Origin of the sequence: Chryseobacterium salviniae (assembly GCF_035819015.1) — a bacterium.
Classification (GTDB): domain Bacteria; phylum Bacteroidota; class Bacteroidia; order Flavobacteriales; family Weeksellaceae; genus Chryseobacterium; species Chryseobacterium salviniae.
The window spans coordinates 1-21,421 of sequence record NZ_JAYLAA010000044.1 but is presented as its reverse complement, the minus strand read 5'-3'; the positions used below and the strand labels follow the sequence as shown (position 1 = coordinate 21,421).

At 37.4% G+C, this 21,421-nt stretch carries 18 protein-coding genes; 6 read left to right on the top strand and 12 right to left on the bottom strand.

The window, feature by feature from the left end:
- Positions 1-97: 97 nt before the first annotated feature.
- The 5 genes from bla-A (at position 98) to SOP96_RS13665 (ending at position 4,004) form a co-directional block, all read left to right on the top strand.
- Positions 98-976: a CGA/CIA family class A beta-lactamase gene (gene bla-A, locus SOP96_RS13685; RefSeq protein WP_326321491.1), complete on the top strand. Its 879-nt coding sequence runs from the start codon at positions 98-100 to the stop codon at positions 974-976.
- Positions 977-1,007: 31 nt separating this feature from the next.
- Positions 1,008-1,415: a hypothetical protein gene (locus SOP96_RS13680; protein WP_326321490.1), complete on the top strand. Its 408-nt coding sequence runs from the start codon at positions 1,008-1,010 to the stop codon at positions 1,413-1,415.
- A gap of 30 nt (positions 1,416-1,445) precedes the next feature.
- Positions 1,446-2,336 carry a 3-hydroxybutyryl-CoA dehydrogenase gene (locus SOP96_RS13675; protein ID WP_326321621.1) on the top strand — a complete coding sequence of 297 codons (891 nt, stop codon included), beginning with the start codon at positions 1,446-1,448 and terminating at the stop codon, positions 2,334-2,336.
- Between the two features lie 73 nt (positions 2,337-2,409).
- On the top strand, positions 2,410-3,726 hold the full coding sequence (locus tag SOP96_RS13670; protein ID WP_326321489.1) for a hypothetical protein: 1,317 nt from the start codon (positions 2,410-2,412) through the stop codon (positions 3,724-3,726).
- A 38-nt stretch (positions 3,727-3,764) separates the two neighbouring features.
- Entirely contained in the window at positions 3,765-4,004 is a 240-nt protein-coding gene (locus SOP96_RS13665; protein WP_089790842.1) for a hypothetical protein, read from the top strand.
- Positions 4,005-4,055: 51 nt separating this feature from the next.
- Here the strand turns inward: SOP96_RS13665 and SOP96_RS13660 are convergent, their stop codons facing one another.
- The 3 genes from SOP96_RS13660 to dnaN all read right to left on the bottom strand — a co-directional run bounded on the left by SOP96_RS13660 (position 4,056) and on the right by dnaN (position 8,869).
- Complete coding sequence (locus SOP96_RS13660) at positions 4,056-4,463, bottom strand: META domain-containing protein (RefSeq protein WP_326321488.1); 408 nt, start codon at positions 4,461-4,463, stop codon at positions 4,056-4,058.
- Between the two features lie 286 nt (positions 4,464-4,749).
- Positions 4,750-7,152, bottom strand: a complete 2,403-nt coding sequence (pheT, locus tag SOP96_RS13655) for a phenylalanine--tRNA ligase subunit beta (RefSeq protein ID WP_326321487.1) — start codon at positions 7,150-7,152, stop codon at positions 4,750-4,752.
- Between the two features lie 586 nt (positions 7,153-7,738).
- On the bottom strand, positions 7,739-8,869 hold the full coding sequence (dnaN, locus tag SOP96_RS13650; RefSeq protein WP_029297223.1) for a DNA polymerase III subunit beta: 1,131 nt from the start codon (positions 8,867-8,869) through the stop codon (positions 7,739-7,741).
- Positions 8,870-9,066: 197 nt separating this feature from the next.
- Here dnaN and SOP96_RS13645 point away from each other — a divergent pair, with 197 nt between their 5' ends.
- The gene (locus SOP96_RS13645; RefSeq protein ID WP_326321486.1) at positions 9,067-9,417 is read left to right on the top strand and encodes a diacylglycerol kinase; all 351 of its coding nucleotides are present in this window, start codon (positions 9,067-9,069) and stop codon (positions 9,415-9,417) included.
- 66 nt (positions 9,418-9,483) lie between these two features.
- Here the strand turns inward: SOP96_RS13645 and SOP96_RS13640 are convergent, their stop codons facing one another.
- The 9 genes from SOP96_RS13640 to SOP96_RS13600 form a co-directional block, all read right to left on the bottom strand.
- Positions 9,484-9,816: a gamma-glutamylcyclotransferase family protein gene (locus SOP96_RS13640; protein ID WP_326321485.1), complete on the bottom strand. Its 333-nt coding sequence runs from the start codon at positions 9,814-9,816 to the stop codon at positions 9,484-9,486.
- A gap of 95 nt (positions 9,817-9,911) precedes the next feature.
- A complete protein-coding gene (locus tag SOP96_RS13635; RefSeq protein ID WP_326321484.1) occupies positions 9,912-10,292 on the bottom strand; it encodes a barstar family protein in 381 nt (126 codons plus the stop codon).
- Positions 10,293-10,385: 93 nt separating this feature from the next.
- Positions 10,386-14,084, bottom strand: a complete 3,699-nt coding sequence (locus SOP96_RS13630) for a phosphoribosylformylglycinamidine synthase (RefSeq protein WP_326321483.1) — start codon at positions 14,082-14,084, stop codon at positions 10,386-10,388.
- Positions 14,085-14,369: 285 nt separating this feature from the next.
- Complete coding sequence (gene tnpA / locus SOP96_RS13625; protein WP_326321482.1) at positions 14,370-14,834, bottom strand: IS200/IS605 family transposase; 465 nt, start codon at positions 14,832-14,834, stop codon at positions 14,370-14,372.
- A 110-nt stretch (positions 14,835-14,944) separates the two neighbouring features.
- Positions 14,945-15,904, bottom strand: coding sequence for a WG repeat-containing protein (locus SOP96_RS13620; protein WP_326321481.1), 960 nt, complete (start codon positions 15,902-15,904; stop codon positions 14,945-14,947).
- Positions 15,905-16,024: 120 nt separating this feature from the next.
- A complete protein-coding gene (purB, locus tag SOP96_RS13615; protein ID WP_123851412.1) occupies positions 16,025-17,452 on the bottom strand; it encodes an adenylosuccinate lyase in 1,428 nt (475 codons plus the stop codon).
- Between the two features lie 147 nt (positions 17,453-17,599).
- The gene (locus SOP96_RS13610; RefSeq protein WP_326321480.1) at positions 17,600-17,980 is read right to left on the bottom strand and encodes a hypothetical protein; all 381 of its coding nucleotides are present in this window, start codon (positions 17,978-17,980) and stop codon (positions 17,600-17,602) included.
- Between the two features lie 63 nt (positions 17,981-18,043).
- Positions 18,044-20,374 (bottom strand): beta-glucosidase BglX, encoded by a 2,331-nt coding sequence (gene bglX, locus SOP96_RS13605; protein WP_326321479.1) that lies wholly within the window; start codon positions 20,372-20,374, stop codon positions 18,044-18,046.
- Between the two features lie 211 nt (positions 20,375-20,585).
- Positions 20,586-21,293 carry a carboxylesterase family protein gene (locus SOP96_RS13600; protein WP_326321478.1) on the bottom strand — a complete coding sequence of 236 codons (708 nt, stop codon included), beginning with the start codon at positions 21,291-21,293 and terminating at the stop codon, positions 20,586-20,588.
- Positions 21,294-21,421: the final 128 nt, after the last annotated feature.

The following is a 21,421-nucleotide window of genomic DNA, read 5'->3' as shown; positions in this document are numbered from 1 at the left end:
AATCTTTGATTTATTATTTTATCAACTTTTGATAAACTAAGAGATTTAGAATGTCTTTTGCTTCTTTTGCGGTAAATAAACTATCAAACAAAATATTATGAAAAAAATCGGGTTATTATTTATTTTGATTTCGGCATTTGCTTTTGGACAGCAATCTGCTTTAGAACAGAAGATCAATTCAATTATCAAAAATAAAAAAGCAACGGTAGGAGTTTCTGTTCTTGGTTTTGAAGATGGCTTTCAATATGGTAAAAATGCCGGGAAGAAACTTCCCATGCAGAGTGTTTTCAAGTTTCATATTGCTGCCGCCGTTCTGGATTATGTTGACCAGGGAAAATTGTCTTTGGATCAGAAAATTCATTTAGACAAGACCAATTTACTGGAAGACACCTGGTCTCCACTCCGCGATAAATATCCGCAGGGAAATGTGGAAGTTCCTTTACGTGAAATCCTTGAATATACGGTTGCCAAAAGCGACAACAATGGTTGTGACATTATGCTCAAACTTCTCGGAGGAACACAAAACGTGCAGAAATTTATGGATGCTAAAGGAGTGAAAGGTTTCCAGATTAAATTCAACGAAGCAGAAATGCATAAAGACCGGAATGCACAATATCAAAACTACAGTACTCCAGCTTCCGCAACAGATGTTCTAAAAAAATTTTATGACGGAAAATTACTTTCCAAAAAATCTATGGATTATTTAATGAAGGTAATGCTTTCCACTTCCACCGGTACAAATAAACTGATTGAGCAGCTTCCGCAAAACACGCCTGCAGCACGAAAAACGGGATCTTCCGGGAAGAATGATGCCGGTTTAACGGGTGCTGAAAATGAAATTGCCATCGTTACTTTACCGAATGGCAAACATTATGCAATAGCTGTATTTGTCAGTAACTCAACGGAAACGGATGTGGTCAACTGCAAAATGATTTCGGACATATCAAAGTCGGTTTGGGATTATTTTAATAAGTAAAAATTTAAGCTTAATTTTAAAACCATTAAAAATGAAAAAAATATTAGTAACAATAGGATTATTCTGCACCGTATTCTTCTTTGCGCAGAAAAACGAAAATTATCTTGTGATAGGTTATCACAGTATCTGCTGCGGTACGCCTTCGGATAAACCCGTAATGGACTATATTACGAAGTTCAGGGCAAAAAATAAAATTAAAAATTTCGAAATTTACAGGCAAAACGGACTGGGAAGAGAAGGTGAATTCAATCTGTATATCGGAAGCGATGGTTTTTCTAAGACCCAGAAAATACAGTTTGTAAACGGTCTTAAAGCAGCAATTGACGCCCAAAACAGAATGAAAAAGCCTAACAGAGATGGTGATGTGAGTTTTGATGAAGCCCAGATTATGAAAAAAGCGGATCTTTCAAATGCAAGAAATTTAACCCTAATCAAATAGAACAAACAATAAACTAAATAAGGAAAAATGATCAGAAACATTGTCGTTATCGGAGCCGGAACCATGGGAAATGGTATTGCACACACTTTTGCACAAAGCGGTTTTAAAGTAAACCTGGTAGATGTATCTCAGGAAGCTTTGGACAGAGGGCTGAAAACCATTACCACCAATCTGGACAGGATAATTGCAAAGGGAAACCTTACGGAAGAGCAAAAGGCGGAAACATTAGGAAATATTACGACATTTACTGCGCTTCAGGATGCGGTAACCTCAGCGGACCTTATTGTAGAAGCAGCTACGGAAAATCAGGATTTAAAGCTGAAAATTTTCGGACAGATGGATGAATTTGCACCGGAAAATTGTATTCTGGCAACCAATACTTCCTCTATTTCAATTACTAAAATCGCTGCCGCTACCAAAAGAGCAGATAAAGTAATCGGAATGCACTTCATGAATCCTGTTCCCATCATGAAGCTTGTGGAAATCATCAAAGGCTACTCTACTTCCAAAGAAACTTTCGATGCGATCTATGAAATGAGCAAGACGTTAGGAAAAGTTCCTGTGGAAGTCAATGACTATCCGGGATTTGTTGCGAATAGAATCTTAATGCCAATGATTAACGAATCCATTGAAACATTATACAACGGTGTTGCCGGAGTTGAGGAAATTGATACGGTGATGAAATTAGGAATGGCTCATCCGATGGGACCACTCCAATTGGCAGATTTTATCGGTCTTGATGTTTGTCTGGCGATTCTGAATGTAATGTATGACGGGTTTAAAAATCCTAAATATGCACCGAACCCATTATTGGTAAATATGGTGATGGCCGGAAAGCTTGGCGTAAAATCCGGAGAAGGTTTCTACGATTATTCTGAAAGCAAGAAAGCCGAAAGAGTGGCAAAAATGTTTTCCAAATAAGAAATGTATTGTTGAATTGCCAACTGTGAATTTTAGTTGATTTGCTTTATAAAATTGATTAATTTCACGGTCCATGAAATGTAAAGAACGAAATATTCAGATAGCAATGATCATCATTACGTTAATGATGATCATTTTGCGTTTTTTACTCAACGAAAAAGGCAGAACCAACCCCGATTCTATCCGCTACATGCGGTTTGCCCATGTTTTTCCGACAATTGACAATACCACTACTCCATTAGGTTATCCTTTGAGCATTAAATTTTTTACATTTTTTGGAACTGATGAATTCTGGAGCAGTAAAATCGTAGGCATTTCAGCCTTTCTGTTCATTATTTTTTTCGCCTGGAAAAAGAACTTTTTCTTTAAAGAAGCTTTGGTTTTATGTGCGTTGTTCAGCTTTTTATCGATTTATTCCTACACGATGAGTGAAGCGTTGATATTGCCTTTTGTACTGTTATTCCTTTACACCTGTTCATTGATTATTGAAGGAAAACTGGAAAAAGAAAAAGCTGTTTTTTATCTTTCCTTATCACTCATTGCGCTCTATAATATACGATACAGTTCGCTTTTCATGATGGTCGGAACCGGGCTTTTCGGATTGATTTTCATCAGAAGAAAATATTCAAAACCCTTTATCATTTCAGGGTTGATTGGTGGAATATTCGTGGTTTTGTATAAATTTTTATTCATCGATTATTTTAATGAAAACTACGTGAATGAATTTCTGGAAATCGGGCTTCATCCTACACCAAAGCTTTTGGCTGAGTTGTTTCAGGGATTATGCACCACTTTCAATCCTTTCATTCATATTGCAAATCCGGGAGGCGGAACCATCAATTATGTAATTTATGGTATCGGTCTTTTAAACATTCTTTTGATATGCTGGCTTTTTATCAGATATAAACTTTCCGAAACTGAATTTTTCTTTATATTCATCAGCGTTTCAGGAATTGTCTGTTCTTTTTTTATACAATACTTTTATTCTGTAAATCCTATTGATTACCGTTTAATGGCGCCGTTTAGTTTTCCTGTATGGTTGGTGTACTTTAGAAAACTGTTTTTGATATTTGACCGTAAAGTGTATGCAATCGGTTTTTTAAGTATCGCATCAGGAATGCTTTTTACCTGGCTGTCTAAAGGAAATTACCTTGAAAACAGGAAAGAAATGAAACAGTTTCTGCAATCTGAAAAATTGGATAAAGTGCCTTTAAAATTTTATCTGGAAACTGCCGAAGATCTTGATAAGATACAGGTAGCCGAATTGATAAGCACCATAAATCCGAACATTACCCTGAGTTTTAAACCGCAAGACACTTTAAACAAAACCACATTAACGAGGTATAAAGTTTTACAAAAAATAAAGATAGACAAGAACAAATACCAATAATTTTATTATCTTTGATTTAAAGTTAAAACATTAAAAAAATGAAATTACCAAAGTTTTTATTAGCAGATAATTCGGAATTTCCAGAAGATTTGTTCGTAGTTCACACAGAATATCCGAGATTCATCCTGAATGTGGAGGAAGAAGAAGTGGAATGGCTGGATGATCTTGAAGGCGATGATGAGGAAACTATGGCAGACGAAGCTACAAAAGTGGTAGAAGCTGCTTTTAAATGGTGTGATGAAGAGCTGGCTAAATACGACGATGAAGAAGAAGATTAAAATAATCCAAACATAAAAAAAGGAACTCAAAACGAGTTCCTTTTTTTATTATTATTCCGCTTTGTTGAATTTTAGCAGGAGAAGGTTGTCCTGATATAATTCCAGAACATTTCCTGTGATAACATATTTATTCGCTTTCGACATCATATCCATAAAGTTTTTTTCTACGCTCATATTCTCACAAGCCATTTTGGTAGACCCCATCTGACCGGCAGAGAAATTACCTGTGGCAGGTTCCACTTTAGCGGTCCCGAAATAGTTGTTGCATCCCGTATTTCCGTTGATCTTTTCACCATCAATATTCAGAGTAGGGATTTTGCCTTTTACATTATCGGCCAAAGCCCATTTTGTCCCGGAAAGTGAAGGCTGCGCCTTACCAACTTTTGAAGCAGAACCAGACATTGCTCCGCAGGAAACCAAAACCACTGCAGTACACAAACTTAAAAAAAGATTTTTCATTTTTTTCTTTTTGATTTAAATCAAATTTACGGAAATATTATTATTTAAATAGTGTTGATTTGATTTTATTATTCTTTTAACAACTGTTTTTAATGAAATTTTTTAAGAAAATAAAGTCGGAATTGCCGCCGAAAAGCAGCATTTCGCAGTACAAAATCATTATATTATTTATAAAAACATTGAAAGTTCTGTGTTTTGTTTAGGCTAAAGCCAATTTGAACTGTTTAAGCTAAAAAAAGCGGGCTAAAGCCCGCTCCTAATATTTTTTAACTTGATAACAAGAAAATTACCCTCTCAATTCCGCATTGAATTCTTTCTGGAATGATTTGATCAGCGAATCCATTACTGCCGTAATTTCTTTTTCTTCAAGCGTTTTTTCCTCGTTCAGGAGCTCAAAGCTCATAGCATAGGATTTTTTACCTTCCGGAAGATTTTTACCCTCATACACATCAAACAGATTGATGTTTTTAATGTATGGAGATTTATTCTTTTTAGCGGTCTGATAAAGATCTTCGTAATTCACATTTTTATCAATCAGCAAAGCCAGATCTCTTCGGATTTTGTTGAATTTAGGAATATCCTTGAATTTCAGGTCATTTCCGGAACGCAATTTTTGAGCCAGTTCTAATTCAATTTCAGCATAGAAACATTCCTGCTCGATATCAAAAACTTTAAGCATCTGTGCAGAAACTTTTCCTATTCTCACCAAAGCTTTACCGTCAACCTCATAAGCCAAAGCATCGGAAAACCTTTCATCTGAAAGCGCTGTTTCTTTATAATCAATTGCTAATCGTTCCAATAAAACCTTAACATACGCTTTTAAATTATAGAAGCTGGTTGCAGATTTCGGCTGCAGCCAGTTCTCGCTCACCTCTCTTCCTGTAACAAGAATAGCAAGCTGCTTTCTCTCTTCGTATTTTTCTCTTTTATGATAGATTTTCCCAAATTCAAAGAACTTGATATCCTGATTTTTCCTGTTGATATTGTAGATCGCATTCTGTAAAAGGCCTTCCAGCAAAGACTTTCTCATGAATGCAAGATCGCTGCTTAACGGGTTTAAGAGTTTTACGGCGTTCGTTTCATCTTTCACGGAAGTTAATGAATTATTCATCACTTCATTGAAGCCAAGAGACTGCAATGTTCTTGCCCAGCTGTTTTCCAGTTCATCCTGGTCTTTTGCATTGAGCTTAACCGGCGTAAAGGATATTTTCTGCGGAGCATCGATTTTATTATAACCGTAGATTCTTAAAATTTCTTCAATAACGTCGATTTCTCTCGTAACATCAGCCCTGTAAGCAGGTACGGAAATCTCATACCCGTTCTGAATTTCATTTAAAACCTGAATATCAAGCGCCTTTAAAATTTCTTTTACCTTTTCCCTGTGGATCTTCGTTCCTAAAATTTGCTCAATTTTAGAAAATCTGATGATGACATAATTGTCTTCGATTTTCTTGGGATATTCTTCCAGCAAATCGCCTACTAATTTTCCTTCCGCTAATTCCTGAATCATTTTTATAGCGTGGGTAATTGCTGTTCTGGTAATGTTAGGGTCCACTCCCCTTTCAAATCTGAACGATGCATCTGTATTCAGTCCGTGGAATTTTGCACCTTTTCGTACCGCTACCGGATTGAAATAAGCACTTTCCAGGAAAATGGTTTTCGTTTCCTCTGAAACACCTGATTCTGCACCACCGAAAACCCCTGCAATACACATCGGGTTGTCATTTCCGTCTTTGATCATGATTTCAGAACCGTTCAACATTCTTTCCACACCATCTAAAGTTGTGAATTTTGTTCCTTCTTTTACGGTTCCTACTTTTACGGTTTTATCTGCAATTTTATCTGCATCAAAAGCATGAAGCGGCTGACCGAAACCGTGAAGGATATAATTGGTAATATCCACCACATTGTTGATGGGGCTTAGTCCGATCGCTTTCAGCCTGTTTTTCAGCCAGGCCGGAGATTCTTCAACTTTAACATCTTCAATGACTGCTCCGATATATCTTGGACACAGTTCAGCATCTTCTACGATCAGTTTGAAATCGTGGGTTCCTTCATTGCTCAGCACGATGGAAGAAACTTTCTCGAAATCTGATTTTTGCTTGTTTGTAGAAAGGTACGCATGAAGATCTCTTGCCACACCGTAGTGAGACATGGCATCGGTTCTGTTTGGCGTTAAGCCGATTTCCAGAACTTCGTCATTGGTCATGTCAAAATAATCTGCGAAATTTTTTCCGACTTCAAATTTTTCTTCATCCAAAACCATAATTCCTCCGTGGTCATCACTTAATCCCAGCTCATCTTCGGCACAGATCATTCCCTGGGAAACTTCTCCCCTGATTTTGGCTTCTTTAATTTCGAAAAAATTTCCGGATTTGTCATAAATTTTTGTTCCGACCACCGCTACAGGAACCGTTTGTCCGGCCTCCACGTTGGGAGCACCACAAACGATATTCAAGATTTTCCCGTTTCCAACGTCTACCGTTGTTTTTTTGAGTTTGTCTGCATTCGGATGTTTTTCGCAGGTTACCACTTTACCTACAACAATTCCTTCCAGGCTGCCTTGTATGCTTTCAAATTTTTCTATCCCTTCAACTTCAAGACCGATATCTGTAAGGAACTCACCGATTCTTTCAGTTTTCAATTCCGTTTTGATAAAGTCTTTAAGCCAGTTGTTTGATATTTTCATCTGATAATTTTTATTTTTTCTAAGCCAGATGTAATCTTAAGGTTTCATCTGATATATTTGAAAAATTTAAGTTCAATTTTAAGTTTACAAATATCGTGTTTTTTTGAGAAATAGGGAAATATGAGAGAAACTTTAAGAGTTTATTTAGTTAGCTTTCTTTTTCCTACCGGAGGAGCAAGACATTGTCATTGCGAGGAGCGAAGCGACGCAGCAATCTAAAAAACTTCTTTTTAACGAAGATCGCTAAAAAAGAATTATTAAATTTCGAATATTTTTGTTCGCTAAGGTGTTCTACTCAGCAAATGATAGCAGAATGTAAATTGCCATTCCCATTTCTAAAACAAGCCTGGATTCCTACGGAATAAAAGCTTTGTGAACATATTCTATAGATTACTTCTTCGCTTCGTTTATCCCAATGACCACGAACCGGGACCATAGCCCCGATTGAAACGGCATCCTTTTGGGTTGCGGGCGGAGCAAAGCGGAGCCCGTAACCCAAAAGATACAGTGGAAAGCGGGAAAAAGCTCCTAAAAAATAAAAAAGGCTCTGAAAACCAGAACCTCTTTTATCTATTTTAAATTAATATTACAACCCGATTACCGGCATTGATAACATTAAGATGCTTTCATTTTCCTCGAGACCGTCAAGAGGTTCGATAATTCCCGGTCTGTTTGGCTGTGACATTTTCATGGTAATATCATCTGATCCTAAGATTGTTAACATTTCGGTTAAGAATTTTGAACTGAAACCGATATTGATGTCTTCTCCGTTATAATCGCATGGAATCTGCATGTCTGCTTTGTTAGCGTATTCTGTATCTTCTGCGTGAAGGTGAAGGATATTGGCTGATAATTTAAATCGTACCTGGTTGGTCGATTTATTCGACATGATGGAAGCTCTTTTGATGGCTCCCAAAAGCAGATTTCTGTTGATCGTTAAAACATTCGGGTTTTCTTTTGGAATTACTGCCGTATAGTTTGGGTATTTCCCATCAATGAGCCTACAGATCCACGTATGTTTTCCAAAGGTAAATCTTGCCATATTCTCGTTGAAATCGATGGTTACATCGTCGTTTGAGCTTGCAAGGATATTCTTGAAAATGTTGAGCGGTTTTTTCGGCATGATGAATTCCATAGGTTCGGCATTCATGAGGTCGCTTCTTTTATAGACCACCAGTCTGTGGGAGTCGGTAGAAACGAAATTGGTTTCATTTTCCCCGAACTGGAATAAAACTCCTGTCATCACAGGGCGAAGCGAGTCGTTGCTTGTTGCAAAAAGGGTGTTGGTAAGTGCTTCTGACAAAACTCCGGCAGACATGGTAACGCTTTGTGCAGCATCAAATTCCGGAAGTTCCGGATAATCGTCTGCATTGTCCAAGGCTACGGCAAAGTTATCTTTTTCATCTAAAATCTCAAGCTGACTTCCGGTGCCTTCTGCATTATCTTTTACAACAAGCGTTAATGGCTGTTCTCCATAGGTCTTGATAAAATCCTGAAAAATCTTGGCAGGAACGGCAAATTTCCCGGTATCGTCTGACTTTACTTCCAGAGAAGTAACAAGAGTCGTCTCGCCATCGGATGCTGTAATGGTAACCTGAGTTCCGTCTAATTCAAAAAGATAATTTTCTAAAATCGGTCTCGACTGAGAGCTTGATATCACGCCACTTACAGTTTGCAAAGCTTTCTGCAGTTCACCACTTGAAATAATAAATTTCATAGATTTAAAAATAAATTTTTACAAATATAATAAATAGAAAACAGATGGAAAAGAATAATCCCGAGAGTTATTAACAACCATCAAGATTCAGACTGTTTCCGCATATTTTCCCCACATGTACAGATATTGAATTGATAATGACTAAAGATAGGGATTTTCTTCACGCAAATAATTATATTTGCAAATAATAATTTCTCATGAGAAAACCGCCAATTCATAACAGTTTTTTCAATGCTTTACGCGGAGTTTTCATAATGATGAAAAGCGAAAGGAATTTCCAGATAGAAACGGCTGCATTTTTTATTAATCTTTTTTTGATTTTCTACTTAAAACTAACCACCACTGATGCGGTTTTGATTATCATTATTTCTTCTGCTGTTTTAGCTGCTGAAATTTTCAATACGGCAATTGAACGGATTTGCGATATAATTCAACCTGAATTTGATAAGAGGATCGGTTTTATCAAAGATATTTCCGCCGGAGCGGTGCTTCTGCTGGCTGCGGCATCGGTTATTACAGGAGTTTTAATTTACTGGAAATATATTTAAACTTCTTTAAGTACAATGTTTTTAACAGATGTACTATGAAGTTAACTCAATTATTATTACATAAGATTATTTTCCGACATAAATGAAGCCTGATTTTCCTGATTTAAAGATACTTTCTGCCCTTTTATAATCATCCACTTCATATTCATCGGCTTGTAGAATCTCTTCGTCTGTAACTTCAAATAATATGCCTTCCACTTCATCTTCCGTATTGCCTGAAAATTCCAGAATCGGATGGTATTTCTGCTTGCTTTTCCGTAAAACTTCAGGATCTTTAATTTCCAGCATTTTAAGCTTGTAGCCGGTGAGAATGTCTTTCTGTCCTTGTAAAATTCTTCCGAAAGTTTCAATTTGAACTTGTTCTTTTTGTAGTGTTCCGTAGGAAAATAAGTTGGGCATGAGATTTTTATAATAGATTAATTGTTATGAAAATTCTTCGACAGGTTCAGCATGACGATGCTAATACTAACTGCTTAATTTATAGTAATTAAAAATCAATCCAAAATAAGCTGAATGTTTTTATGCGATTGTATAATTTCAATTAAAATTTCAAATAAGGTTTGTCCGTTTCCTGCGGTTAATTCATTTAGTTTTTGCTGAATCAATTTAGCATTAAAAGATTTTCCGATTCTGATTTTATTTTCATAAAATTCTTTGGTTAAATCCAAACCCAAATCTTCTTTTGATTTTTGGGAATCTTTCCATGTAATTTCTCCTTGAAAACCGTATAAAATATCATCGAAACCATCCAACGTTCCGATTTTCCAGCCATCATCTTTTATAAAAAGTTGGGAAACTTCATCATAAAAGCCATCCAGGGTTGAAAAATGACTGCCATTGATGACAGTCATTTTTATTTTTGAATTATTACTCATTGCTTATTATTCTGCTAAAATTAATCAAACCTGACGGGTTTTGGAAACCCGTCAGGTTTATCAAAAGTTTAAGAGAAATAATTAAATTCAATATTATTTAAAGTATTCCACACCATTTTTAAAGATGTTGTGATAATTGGCAGTTGGAATATTTTTCATCAACCCTTCAGCAAAACGTTCCGGGTGGCCCATTCTACCGAAAATTTTCCCGCATGGAGAAGTAATTCCTTCAATTCCGAATAATGAATTATTTGGGTTGAATGGCATTCCGTGAGCGATATTTCCTTCAAGATCCAGGTATTGCGTTGCGATTTGTCCGTTTTCATACAGCTTTTGAATTTCTGATTCTGAAGCTATAAAACGGCCTTCTCCGTGAGAAATCGGGATGGTAAATACCTGATCTTTCATACCTTTTAACCAAGGTGATTCATCATTCAGGACTTTTACATTCACCATTTGGGAAATATGTCTTCTGATGGCATTGTGAGCCAATGTCGGTGAATTTTCATCCAGATCTTTGATTCTTCCGTACGGCAGCAATCCGGATTTTACCAGCGCCTGGAATCCGTTGCAAATCCCGATGATCATTCCGTCTCTGTCTAACAGTTCGTGAACCGCGTTTCTCATCTTTTCGTTTTTCAAAACATTAACGATGAATTTTGCAGAACCGTCCGGCTCGTCACCCGCAGAGAAACCTCCTGAGAAAGCCAGAATCTGGGAAGTTTTAATTTCTTTGACCCATGCATCAATGCTTTCATCCAATAATTGATGATTGATATTGATTAAAGGCAGACTGCTCGTTACAACACCTTCTTTGGCAAAAGCATTCAGCGTGTCATATTCGCAGTTTGTTCCCGGGAAAACGGGCGCAAATACTTTGGGCTGGGCAATTCCGTGCTTCCTGATGATGATATTTCTTGGGTTGACTGAATTTAATTTTTCATCCAGTTCAACCGTGATTTTTTCTTTTTCAATCGTTGGGAAAAGGTTTTCGAAGGTGTTTGTGTTGGCTGCTAATAATTTGCTGATGGTTGTTGGTTGACTGTTGATGGTTAAAACTTCGCCTGAAACAACTTCTCCTATTAAATGAAGGTTTAGAGAGCTTAATTCTTCTTTAGATTCGATAATTAAACTACCAATTTGCTTGCTGAGCAATGTAGAAGCATCATCAACTGTAATTTCGGCACCCAATCTGTTTCCGAAGCTCATTTTTGCCAAAGCAACGGCAACACCACCTTCTTTTACGGTTTTAACGGAAACAATTTTTCCGGCTTTGATATTTTCAAAAATCAACTCAAAAACGGCTATTAAAGCGTCATAATTCGGAAGTCCGTTTTCCTGGGCAATATGATTGAAGAAATAAATTTTATTTCCTGCTTGTTTAAATTCAGGAGAGATGATATTTTTCTTTTCTCCGTTGGCACACGCAAAAGAAATTAACGTTGGCGGTACGTTCAGATCCTGATACGTTCCGCTCATGGAATCTTTACCTCCGATTGCTGCCAAACCGAGATTCATCTGCGCATCATAAGCTCCCAATAACGAAGCTAATGGCTTGCCCCATTTTTCAGGATTCTGCCCTAGTTTTTCAAAATATTCCTGGAAGCTTAGTCTGATGTTTTTATAATCACCACCCATGGCTACAATTTTCGCCACACTTTCGACTACCGCATAAGAAGCTCCGAGCAATGAATTTTGTTTTGAAATTTCGGCATCAAATCCCCAGCTTGCTAAAGAAACCGTTTCGATATCTTTAGCTCCGATAACCGGCAAGGTCTGAACACTTCCTTCCATTAAAGTCTGCTGATATTTTCCACCTAAAGGCATCGCAACCGTAGTGGCACCGATAGAGGAATCGAACATTTCCAACAGACCTTTTTGAGAAGCAACATTTTTATCGCTTAATATTTTTAAGAAATTCTCTTCATTAAATGTCTGAGTTTCTTCTTTTACTTCCTCAAGGTGAGTAATTTTAACTTCCTGGCTTTTAGAACAGCCGTTCGTATCAAGGAATGCTCTTGAAAGGTCAACAATTTTATCACCTTTCCAGAACATCTGCATTCTTCCGGAGTCGGTTACTTTTGCCACCTCAACGGCAACAATGTTCTCCGCTTCACAGAATTTGATGAATTTTTCTTTATCTTTTGGATCTACTACAACCGCCATTCTCTCCTGAGATTCGGAAATAGCCAATTCGGTTCCGTTTAACCCTTCATATTTTAAAGGTAAAACATCCAAATTAACTTCCAGGGAGTCAGCAATTTCGCCGATCGCTACGGAAACACCTCCGGCTCCGAAGTCGTTTGATTTCTTAATCAGTCTCGTTACGTCAGGATTTCTGAATAATCTCTGGATTTTACGTTCTTCAACAGCATTCCCTTTCTGAACTTCAGAACTCATGGTATGAATAGATGTTTCATCCTGCTCTTTTGAGCTTCCGCTGGCTCCGCCAACTCCGTCACGTCCGGTTGCCCCACCTAAAATAATCACAGAATCCCCGGCTTCAGGTTTTTCACGTCTTACCCAATCTACAGGAACCGCACCGGCAACAAAACCGACTTCCATTCTTTTGGCTTTATAGCCTTCATCATAAATTTCGGAAACCATGGTTGTTGCCAAACCGATCTGGTTACCGTAAGAAGAGTATCCGTTCGCTGCCTGTTTCGTGATTGTTTTTTGAGGTAATTTTCCCGGTAAGGTTTTATCTACAGGTTCCAATACATCTGCTGCACCGGTTAATCTCATCGCCTGAAAAACGAAAGAACGTCCGGATAAAGGGTCTCTGATGGCGCCTCCCAAACAGGTTGAAGCTCCTCCGAAAGGTTCTATTTCCGTCGGGTGATTATGCGTTTCATTTTTGAATAATAAATACCACGGTTCTTTTTTACCATCGTATTCCGCTTCGATTTGAATGGTGCAGGCATTGATTTCATCGGAAACCACTAAGTTTTCCAGATTGCCTGTTTTATGGAAATATCTGGCGCAAACGGTTGCTAAATCCATTAAGGAAATAGGTTTTAATTCACGGCCTAAGAATTTTCTTTTTTCAATATAGTCGTTGAAAATGGTTTCCAGCGTATGCTTAAACTTCCCTTCGAATTCAATGTTCGACAGTTCCGTTTCAAAAGTTGTGTGACGACAGTGGTCGCTCCAGTAGGTATCTAAAACTTTCAGTTCCGTTTCCGTAGGGTTTCTCTGTTCTGATTTAAAGTATTCCTGAATGAATTTTAAATCATCCAATCCTAACGCAAATCCATGATTATTGTAGAATGCCTGCAATTGCGTATCATCAAAATTGATAAAATTTTCGTGGGTAATTACTTTTGAAGGTGTTTCTTCGGCAGGAATATCTAAAATGGTTAAATCTTTTTCCTGTGATTCTACTTTATTAATCAACAGATCTTTGATTTTTACAAGATCAGATTCTGAAATTCCTTCGAATTCTATCAGTTTACCGCTTCTGACTTTGGATTTTTCATTTTCTGTGAGCAACGCAATACACTGTTGTGCAGAATCTGCACGCTGATCATACTGACCGGGTAAAAACTCCATAGCAAAATAAATTCCTTTTGCCGGATTTTCTTCGTGCAGGATATCGGTTACAGGATCTACGAAGGTACTGTTGACTACTTTTTCAAATTCCCCGTCATTCAGTCCGAAAATATCATACACATTGTATACTTTTACCTGTTGTACCGCGGGCACAACCGCTTTTACTTCATCAAAAATTTTTGGACTTTCCACATCGAAAATTCCTCTTTTTTCTACGAAAATTCTTTTGTTTTGAGACATTAGATGTCAGATTTTATTAGATTTATTTTTATTTTTTAGATTTATTTGGCATTGCCATATTTTTCTGATTGCAAAGATAGCATTCCTACGGAATGCATGTTGTATTTACATCATATTTCTACACAGATGTCATTCCTCCGGAATGTTATTTTTCTAATGGTGATTCCGTAGGAATCATAGCTGTGTAGAAAAAGCCTGTTAGGATTAAAGGCGCAGTCCGTAGGACTGCTATTTTCTTTTCATTGAAATCACAAAATATTACTTCAACTACAGAAATTATCTTTCTTAATCATAGAATTCAAACAAGTATTTATTTTTAAATTCAATTTCAAAAACGTTCAGCATTTCAATGTATTCTTCTCTGAAACTCTTTTTTGAATGATGTTTCTCCTGATTTAGCACATAATTTACAACTTTGTCTTTCTGACTTTTTGCATAAGAAAAAGCTCCGTACCCTTCTTGCCATGAAAATTTACCAAAACACAACTTCTTTTCATTAATAAAATTTGTTGATTCAATTTTAACGGTTTTAATTAATTCCGGAATTGTTATCTGCAAATTCTTATAACTAAAGAAAATATGAACATGATCAGGATTTACATAAATCGCTAAAACTTTTTGTTTTTTATTGTTAAATATTCCGCAAATATATTTTTCAATTTCAGCTCTTACTTCAGATTTGATTTTAACATCTCTTCCTTTTGTTGCAAAAACTACCTGAATATAAATCTGTGTATAGGTATTCGGCATATTTTTATTTTCATCATTTTTGCAAAGATAGCATTCCTACGGAATGCATAATCTATTACTCTATTTCCTACACAGATTGTATTCCTAAGGAATAAACATTTCACTATTTTTCATTTACCCAGTTTATTCGGGTTATCCGGGTGTTCCTTCTGAAAGTTCTCCGCATTTTTTCTTTCTTCTTTCAGCCATTTTTCAAAAGGAACTCTTTCATCATCGTATTCAAGCGTTAGAACTTTTTTACCGTCGTCTGAAACCAGAAATTTATATCCTGACAATCCTGCTTCTGCTTTCCTGTAATCATAGGCATTTACCTGATAAAAAGGAAAATTTTCCTTCGGACGTTCTACAATTTCAAAGAACAACTTCTTCTCTTTTTCGGACAGTTTATTGTAATGGTTAACGTAATATATTTCGGAAAGCCTTTTATTCTGTTTCTCAAAAAACCAGAGCACATTCTTTTCTTTTTCATTGTACGAAAAAGGATACGGATAATGGTTCCCGTTAATTTCGATCGTATTTTCTGATTTTGCAACTGGTTGAACTGTTTTTCCATTAAAGTTCATTACACCCCAGGTTCCGCCAACGATTGCTTTATGTTCTTCTTCTGTTTTCTCCCAGTCGCAGCCGTCGCAATAGGCGGCATATCCGTAATGAAAAGGGGATGCAAAATCATGTTCCGGTTTAATAATTACGGTTCCGTTTCTGTCTGCAAAACCAACTTTTCCGTTTTTAACGAATCTTCTTACCCCTTCTGAGAAATAATCTGCGCCGTTATCATAAAAGAAAGGCCGGTACAGGAAATTTCCTTTTCTGTTGTAGACGTATCCCCAAGCATTTTTTTCAGCAACTTCATTTTGTTTCGGTCCATCAAAATAAATAGTTTCTCCTTTCACTAAATCTCCGTCTTTGATGTAAGAGAAAATTTTAAACTGGGCCGGAACGATAATTTTACCGTCCTTGTTTTTAACCCCAACCAATGAATCTTTTGATTTAAAATACTTTAAAACTTCTGTATTTTGAGAAAAAGAAAATGCTGGAATTAATGATATGATTAAAAGTATTTTTTTCATTTAAGCTGAAATTCCTGATTCTTCCTAAATCATGATGGGTATGGGTTTGCTTTTCTAAACTTTGGCAAAGATTGAAACTTTGGCAAAGTAAATATGCAGCCCGAAAGACTGCATATGATGTTATACTTTAAGATCAGCCTCAAGCCCGATCAGGTCTTTATTTTGATCGATGATCGGCTGCACTTCGTTTTTAATAAATTCTTCGGTCTGGATTGGGGCAAAACCGATGAAGTTTTTAGGATCCAAAACTTCTTTCAGTTTTGACTTATCTAATTTTAATGAATCGTCGTTCAGGATTCTTTCGATAAGATCGTTTTCTTTCCCTTCCACTTTTACCTGCTTGGAAGCTTCCATGGAATGAACCCGGATCACCTCGTGAATTTCCTGTCGGTCGCCACCGGCTTTCACTTCTTCCATGATGATATATTCTGTCGCCATGAAAGGAAGCTCTTCCATAATATGTTTATTGATTCTGTTCGGGTATACTACGATTCCGTTCATGATGTTGTTCCAGATCAATAGAATTGCATCAACCGCTAAAAATGCCTGAGGAATTGTTAATCTTTTATTAGCAGAATCATCCAGCGTTCTTTCAAACCACTGTGTTGATGCTACCATTGCAGAACTCGTCGTTAAAGACATTACATATTTAGCCAATGCTCCGATTCTTTCGCTTCTCATCGGGTTACGTTTGTAAGCCATTGCCGATGAACCAATCTGGTTTTTCTCGAATGGTTCTTCAATTTCTTTCAGATTCTGAAGCAAACGCAAATCATTGGTGAATTTATGGGCAGACTGCGCAATATTTCCTAATAAAGCAACCACTTTAGCATCAATCTTCCTGTCGTAAGTCTGTCCGGAAACCCCGAAAACCTTTTCAAAACCGAATCTTTTTGATAATTCCTTATCTAAATGTTTTACTTTAGAATAATCTCCGTTGAAAAGCTCCAGGAAACTTGCTGCTGTTCCGGTTGTTCCTTTTACCCCTCTGAATCGCAATGTTTCAAGGAAGAAATCCAGTTCTTCGATATCCAGCACTAAACTCTGTAACCAAAGTGTAGCTCTTTTTCCAACAGTCGTTAACTGAGCTGGCTGGAAGTGTGTGAAGCCTAAAGTAGGCAAATCTTTATATTCAATAGCAAAATCTGCTAAATTTTTGATTACGTTAACGAGCTTTTTCTTTAAGATTAAAAGTCCATCCCGGATCTGGATCAAATCCGTATTATCACCAACAAATGCTGAAGTTGCCCCGAGGTGAATGATTCCTTTAGCTGAAGGAGCCACATCTCCATAGGTATGAACGTGCGCCATTACATCATGACGGAATTTCTTTTCGTATTCCGCTGCTTTGTCATAATCGATGTTTTCAGCATTGGCTTTCAGTTCTGCAATTTGTTCATCACTGATTTCAAGGCCTAAGTCTTTTTCGATTTCAGCAAGCGCGATCCAAAGTTTTCTCCAGGTGCGGAATTTGTTATTATGCGAGAAGTTAAATAACATTTCTTCACTGGAGTAGCGCTCTTCCAATGGATTTTTGTAGGAATTCATTCTTTCTTTTACTTTTTAGCTATGCAAAAATACGGTTTTTGGGTGAGATTTGAAAATGGTTTGGTTAATTAAAATACTTCTTAAATCCTTTAACTCTTCGGTCATTTATAGAAAAAGCCAATCTTTCGAATGGCTTTTCTGTGATAATTATTGATAAATTACAACATTGCTTTTTTTTAACTGATACGTTTTTTTATATGGGATCAAAACGTAACTTCCGTTTTTCCAGCTTTTATTTTTCCGCTGTTTTGTGAGAATTATACTTTCCGGCTCTTCCATAAGAAAAACTTCCACTTTCATCATGTCTTTACTAAAAACAACTGTAGCCATGAAATTCGCGCCCTCCTTCGGCTTTACACCTTTTAACTTGATCTTCTGCTCAAATACCTGTATACAATCATTTTTGACCTTAGAATAGGTATATCCTGCGGAAGGTATACAGCCATGGGCGTCTCTGTCATTTCCTACCATCTGGGCAAAAGATAAGATACTAAAGAACATTGTGCTTAATAATACAATTTTTTTCATCTGTTTAATTTTTTATAAGAATCCAAGGTACAAAAAAACCACTCAAATTGAGTGGCTTACTATTTATTTTGTCCAGTTGATTTTGAAATGTTTCACATCTTCAGAACTTGTTCCGATCATGATGTCAAATTCTCCCGGTTCCCAGTCGTATTTCAAATCTCCGTTGTAGAATTTAAGATTTTCCGGGGTAATGCTGAAGGTAACCTTTTTAGATTCTCCTTTTTTAAGCATTATTTTCTGGAAACCTTTTAATTCTTTTACCGGTCTTGTAATGCTTCCCACCATGTCTCTGATATAAAGCTGCACCACTTCTGCCCCATCATAATTTCCGGAGTTCGTTACCGTTACCGAAGCCTGAATGGTTTGATTACCTTTCGGATTAGCATTGGAAACCGTAATATCGGAATAGTTGAATTTGGTGTAGCTCAAACCATATCCGAAAGGATATAGCGGCGTATTACACTCATCCATATAATTGGAACGGAATCTCTGGTATTCGCATTTGTCGACAAGCTTTTGATCCAAAGGTCTTCCCGTATTTTTGGCATTATAATAAATAGGCACCTGTCCTAAGCTTCTCGGGAATGTCATCGGCAATTTTCCCGAAGGATTTGCTTTTCCGAAAAGAACATCTGCAAGGGCATTTCCGGCTTCAGAGCCCGGGAACCAAGCATTCAGAATAGCATCCGGAGCATCTTTAACATTGGTTAGTGCCAACGGACGGCCTGTGAACAATACCATGGCGATCGGTTTTCCTGTTTTTTTCAATTCATTTAAAAGGTCTACCTGAGACTGCGGAATGGTAATTTCCGTTCTTGAAGAAGATTCACCGCTCATTTCAGCAGATTCTCCAATTGCTAAAACAATAACATCGGCTTTGTTGGCTACGTCAACGGCTTCTTTCAACAAAGCTTCTTTCGAACGATTGTCTCTGTCTGTTTTTTTACCATGAGCAGCGTAAATTTCTTCCAGTTTGGCATCATCATCAATATTGGCACCTTTTGCAGAAATGAATTTTACGTTTTTACCGTAATTTGACTGAAGTCCCTGAACAAGGTTTACTGATTTTTCATGCTTTGCAGCAACACTCCACGTTCCGGTCATATTGATGGCGTTATTTACCAACGGCCCGATTACGGCCACAGTTCCTGTCTGTTTTAAAGGCAATGTCTGGTTTTCATTTTTTAATAAAACCATAGACTGGGCGGCAGCATTTCTTGCAATATTTCTGTTTTCCTGGCTGAAAACTTCTTTAGCGGCTAATTTCGCATCTCCATGTTTGTAAGGATTATCGAACAAACCAAGATCATATTTAGCTTCCAGGATTCTTCTGGCTGCCATATCGATTTCAGACTGGGTAACTTTTCCTTCAGATAAAGATTTTTTAAGGGTTGTTAAAAATCCTTCCCCAACCATATCCATGTCTACACCCGCTTTCAGAGCCAATGCGGAAACCTGCTGAAGATCTCCCATTCCGTGGTCTACCATTTCATTGATCCCGGTATAGTCGGTTACCACAAATCCTTTGAATTTCCATTGGTTTCTCAGTACTTCGGTCTGAAGCCATCTGTTTCCGGTAGCCGGAACACCATCCACTTCGTTAAAGGAAGCCATTACAGAAGCTACTCCTGCATCAACAGCGGCTTTGTAAGGAGGGAAATATTCGTTGAACATTCTTACGTGGCTCATATCAACGGTATTATAATCCCTTCCCGCTTCACCGGCTCCGTACAATGCAAAGTGCTTTACACAAGCCAGAATCGTATTTCCTGCGGAAAGGTCTTTCCCCTGATATCCGTACACCATATTTTTAGCAATTTCGCTTCCTAAATATGGATCTTCACCGGAACCTTCGGATACTCTTCCCCATCTTGGTTCGCGGGAAATGTCCACCATTGGAGAGAACGTCCAGTTGATTCCGTCTGCTGAGGCTTCTTTCGCAGCTACTCTTGCAGATTGCTGAACGAGATTCATATCCCAGGAAGAAGCAAGCCCTAAAGGAATAGGAAAAGTGGTTTCGTACCCGTGGATGACATCCATTCCGAATATTAATGGAATTTTAAGGCGGCTGTTTTCAACGGCTACTTTCTGAACGGCTTTAATTTTATCCGCTCCTTTTATGTTGAATAGTCCTCCGACTAATCCCTGCTCAATTTTCTTACCGATATCCGAGCTTTTCGCCAAACCTGTTGTGAAATCACCTGAACTTGGCAGATTGAGCTGTCCGATTTTTTCATCTAAGGTCATTTTCGACAAAAGATTGTCTACGAAAGCTTTCTTTTTCGACTGATATTGAGCCGTCTGATACGACTGAACAGGCTTTGATATCATTTCCTGTGCAGAAAATACAGGAGCCAGTGCCAATGTGGCGATTACAATTAACTTTTTTCTCATAACTTCTTCATTATTTTAAGGAATTCGTGAATCTTCGATTTCATACATCTATCTTCTTTAATTATAGTTTCTTTTTTTATTTTTACTAGTAATTGATTTTAAAACGCAAAGTCCGCAAAATTTTTCTTTTAAGATGACCTGCATATTTCGTTCGCAAAGACTTTTGACTACGTCGAATCTTCGATTTAACTCAGCAAAGATTTGCTTAAAATTATTTCTCTTTTCTTTTTGACAGCATCCATTCGTACAACTTTGGATTGGAGTAGGTGGAATCCCAGGAATTATGATTGTCATTGGGGAAAATCGTTAATTCTGCAGAGGGGTTTACAGGATGCAATTTTTGGTAAAAATTAAACGCATTTTCAGGTAATACGACATCATCCATCCCGCCATGAAAGATTTTCATATTTAAATTTTTGTACTGATGGATATTGGCATACATGACTCTGTCTGTAGGCGCACAAACCGAAACAACTGCTGCAAACATTTCGGGATGTTCCATTGCCAATTTCAGTGTTCCCCAACCTCCCATGGATAGTCCGGTAAGATAGATTCTGGAAGGGTCGATCTTGTATTTTGCCTGAATTTCTTTGATCAGAGCATATACAGTAACGGTATCCCACCATGTATTTTCGGGGCATTGTGGAGCCAGAATTGCTACAGGTTCCTTAATCAGATTTTTATAGGTAAACGGACTGTGTGCTTTTACTTTTTCCAGATTATTGCCTCTTTCACCGGAACCATGTAGAAACACGATTAACGGAACATTTGCTTTGGCATTCTGAGGATAATCTATAATGTAGGAAATCTTTTCCTGTCTTTCAATTTCTTTATTTAGTTCCGCCTTTATTTCCTGGGCTTTTGCTGTTATGGAAAATAAAAACGGCAGCAACAAAGCATATTTTAGTTTATATTTCATCTGAAATTTTTATTTGAAATCCTCCAATTTAACTGTTGTTTTTAATTAGCCCCGATTGGAGCATTTGTCTGAGCTCATTTTTGAGTTTTTGGGGGGGGGGGGGGGGGGGGGGGGGGGGGGGGGGGGGG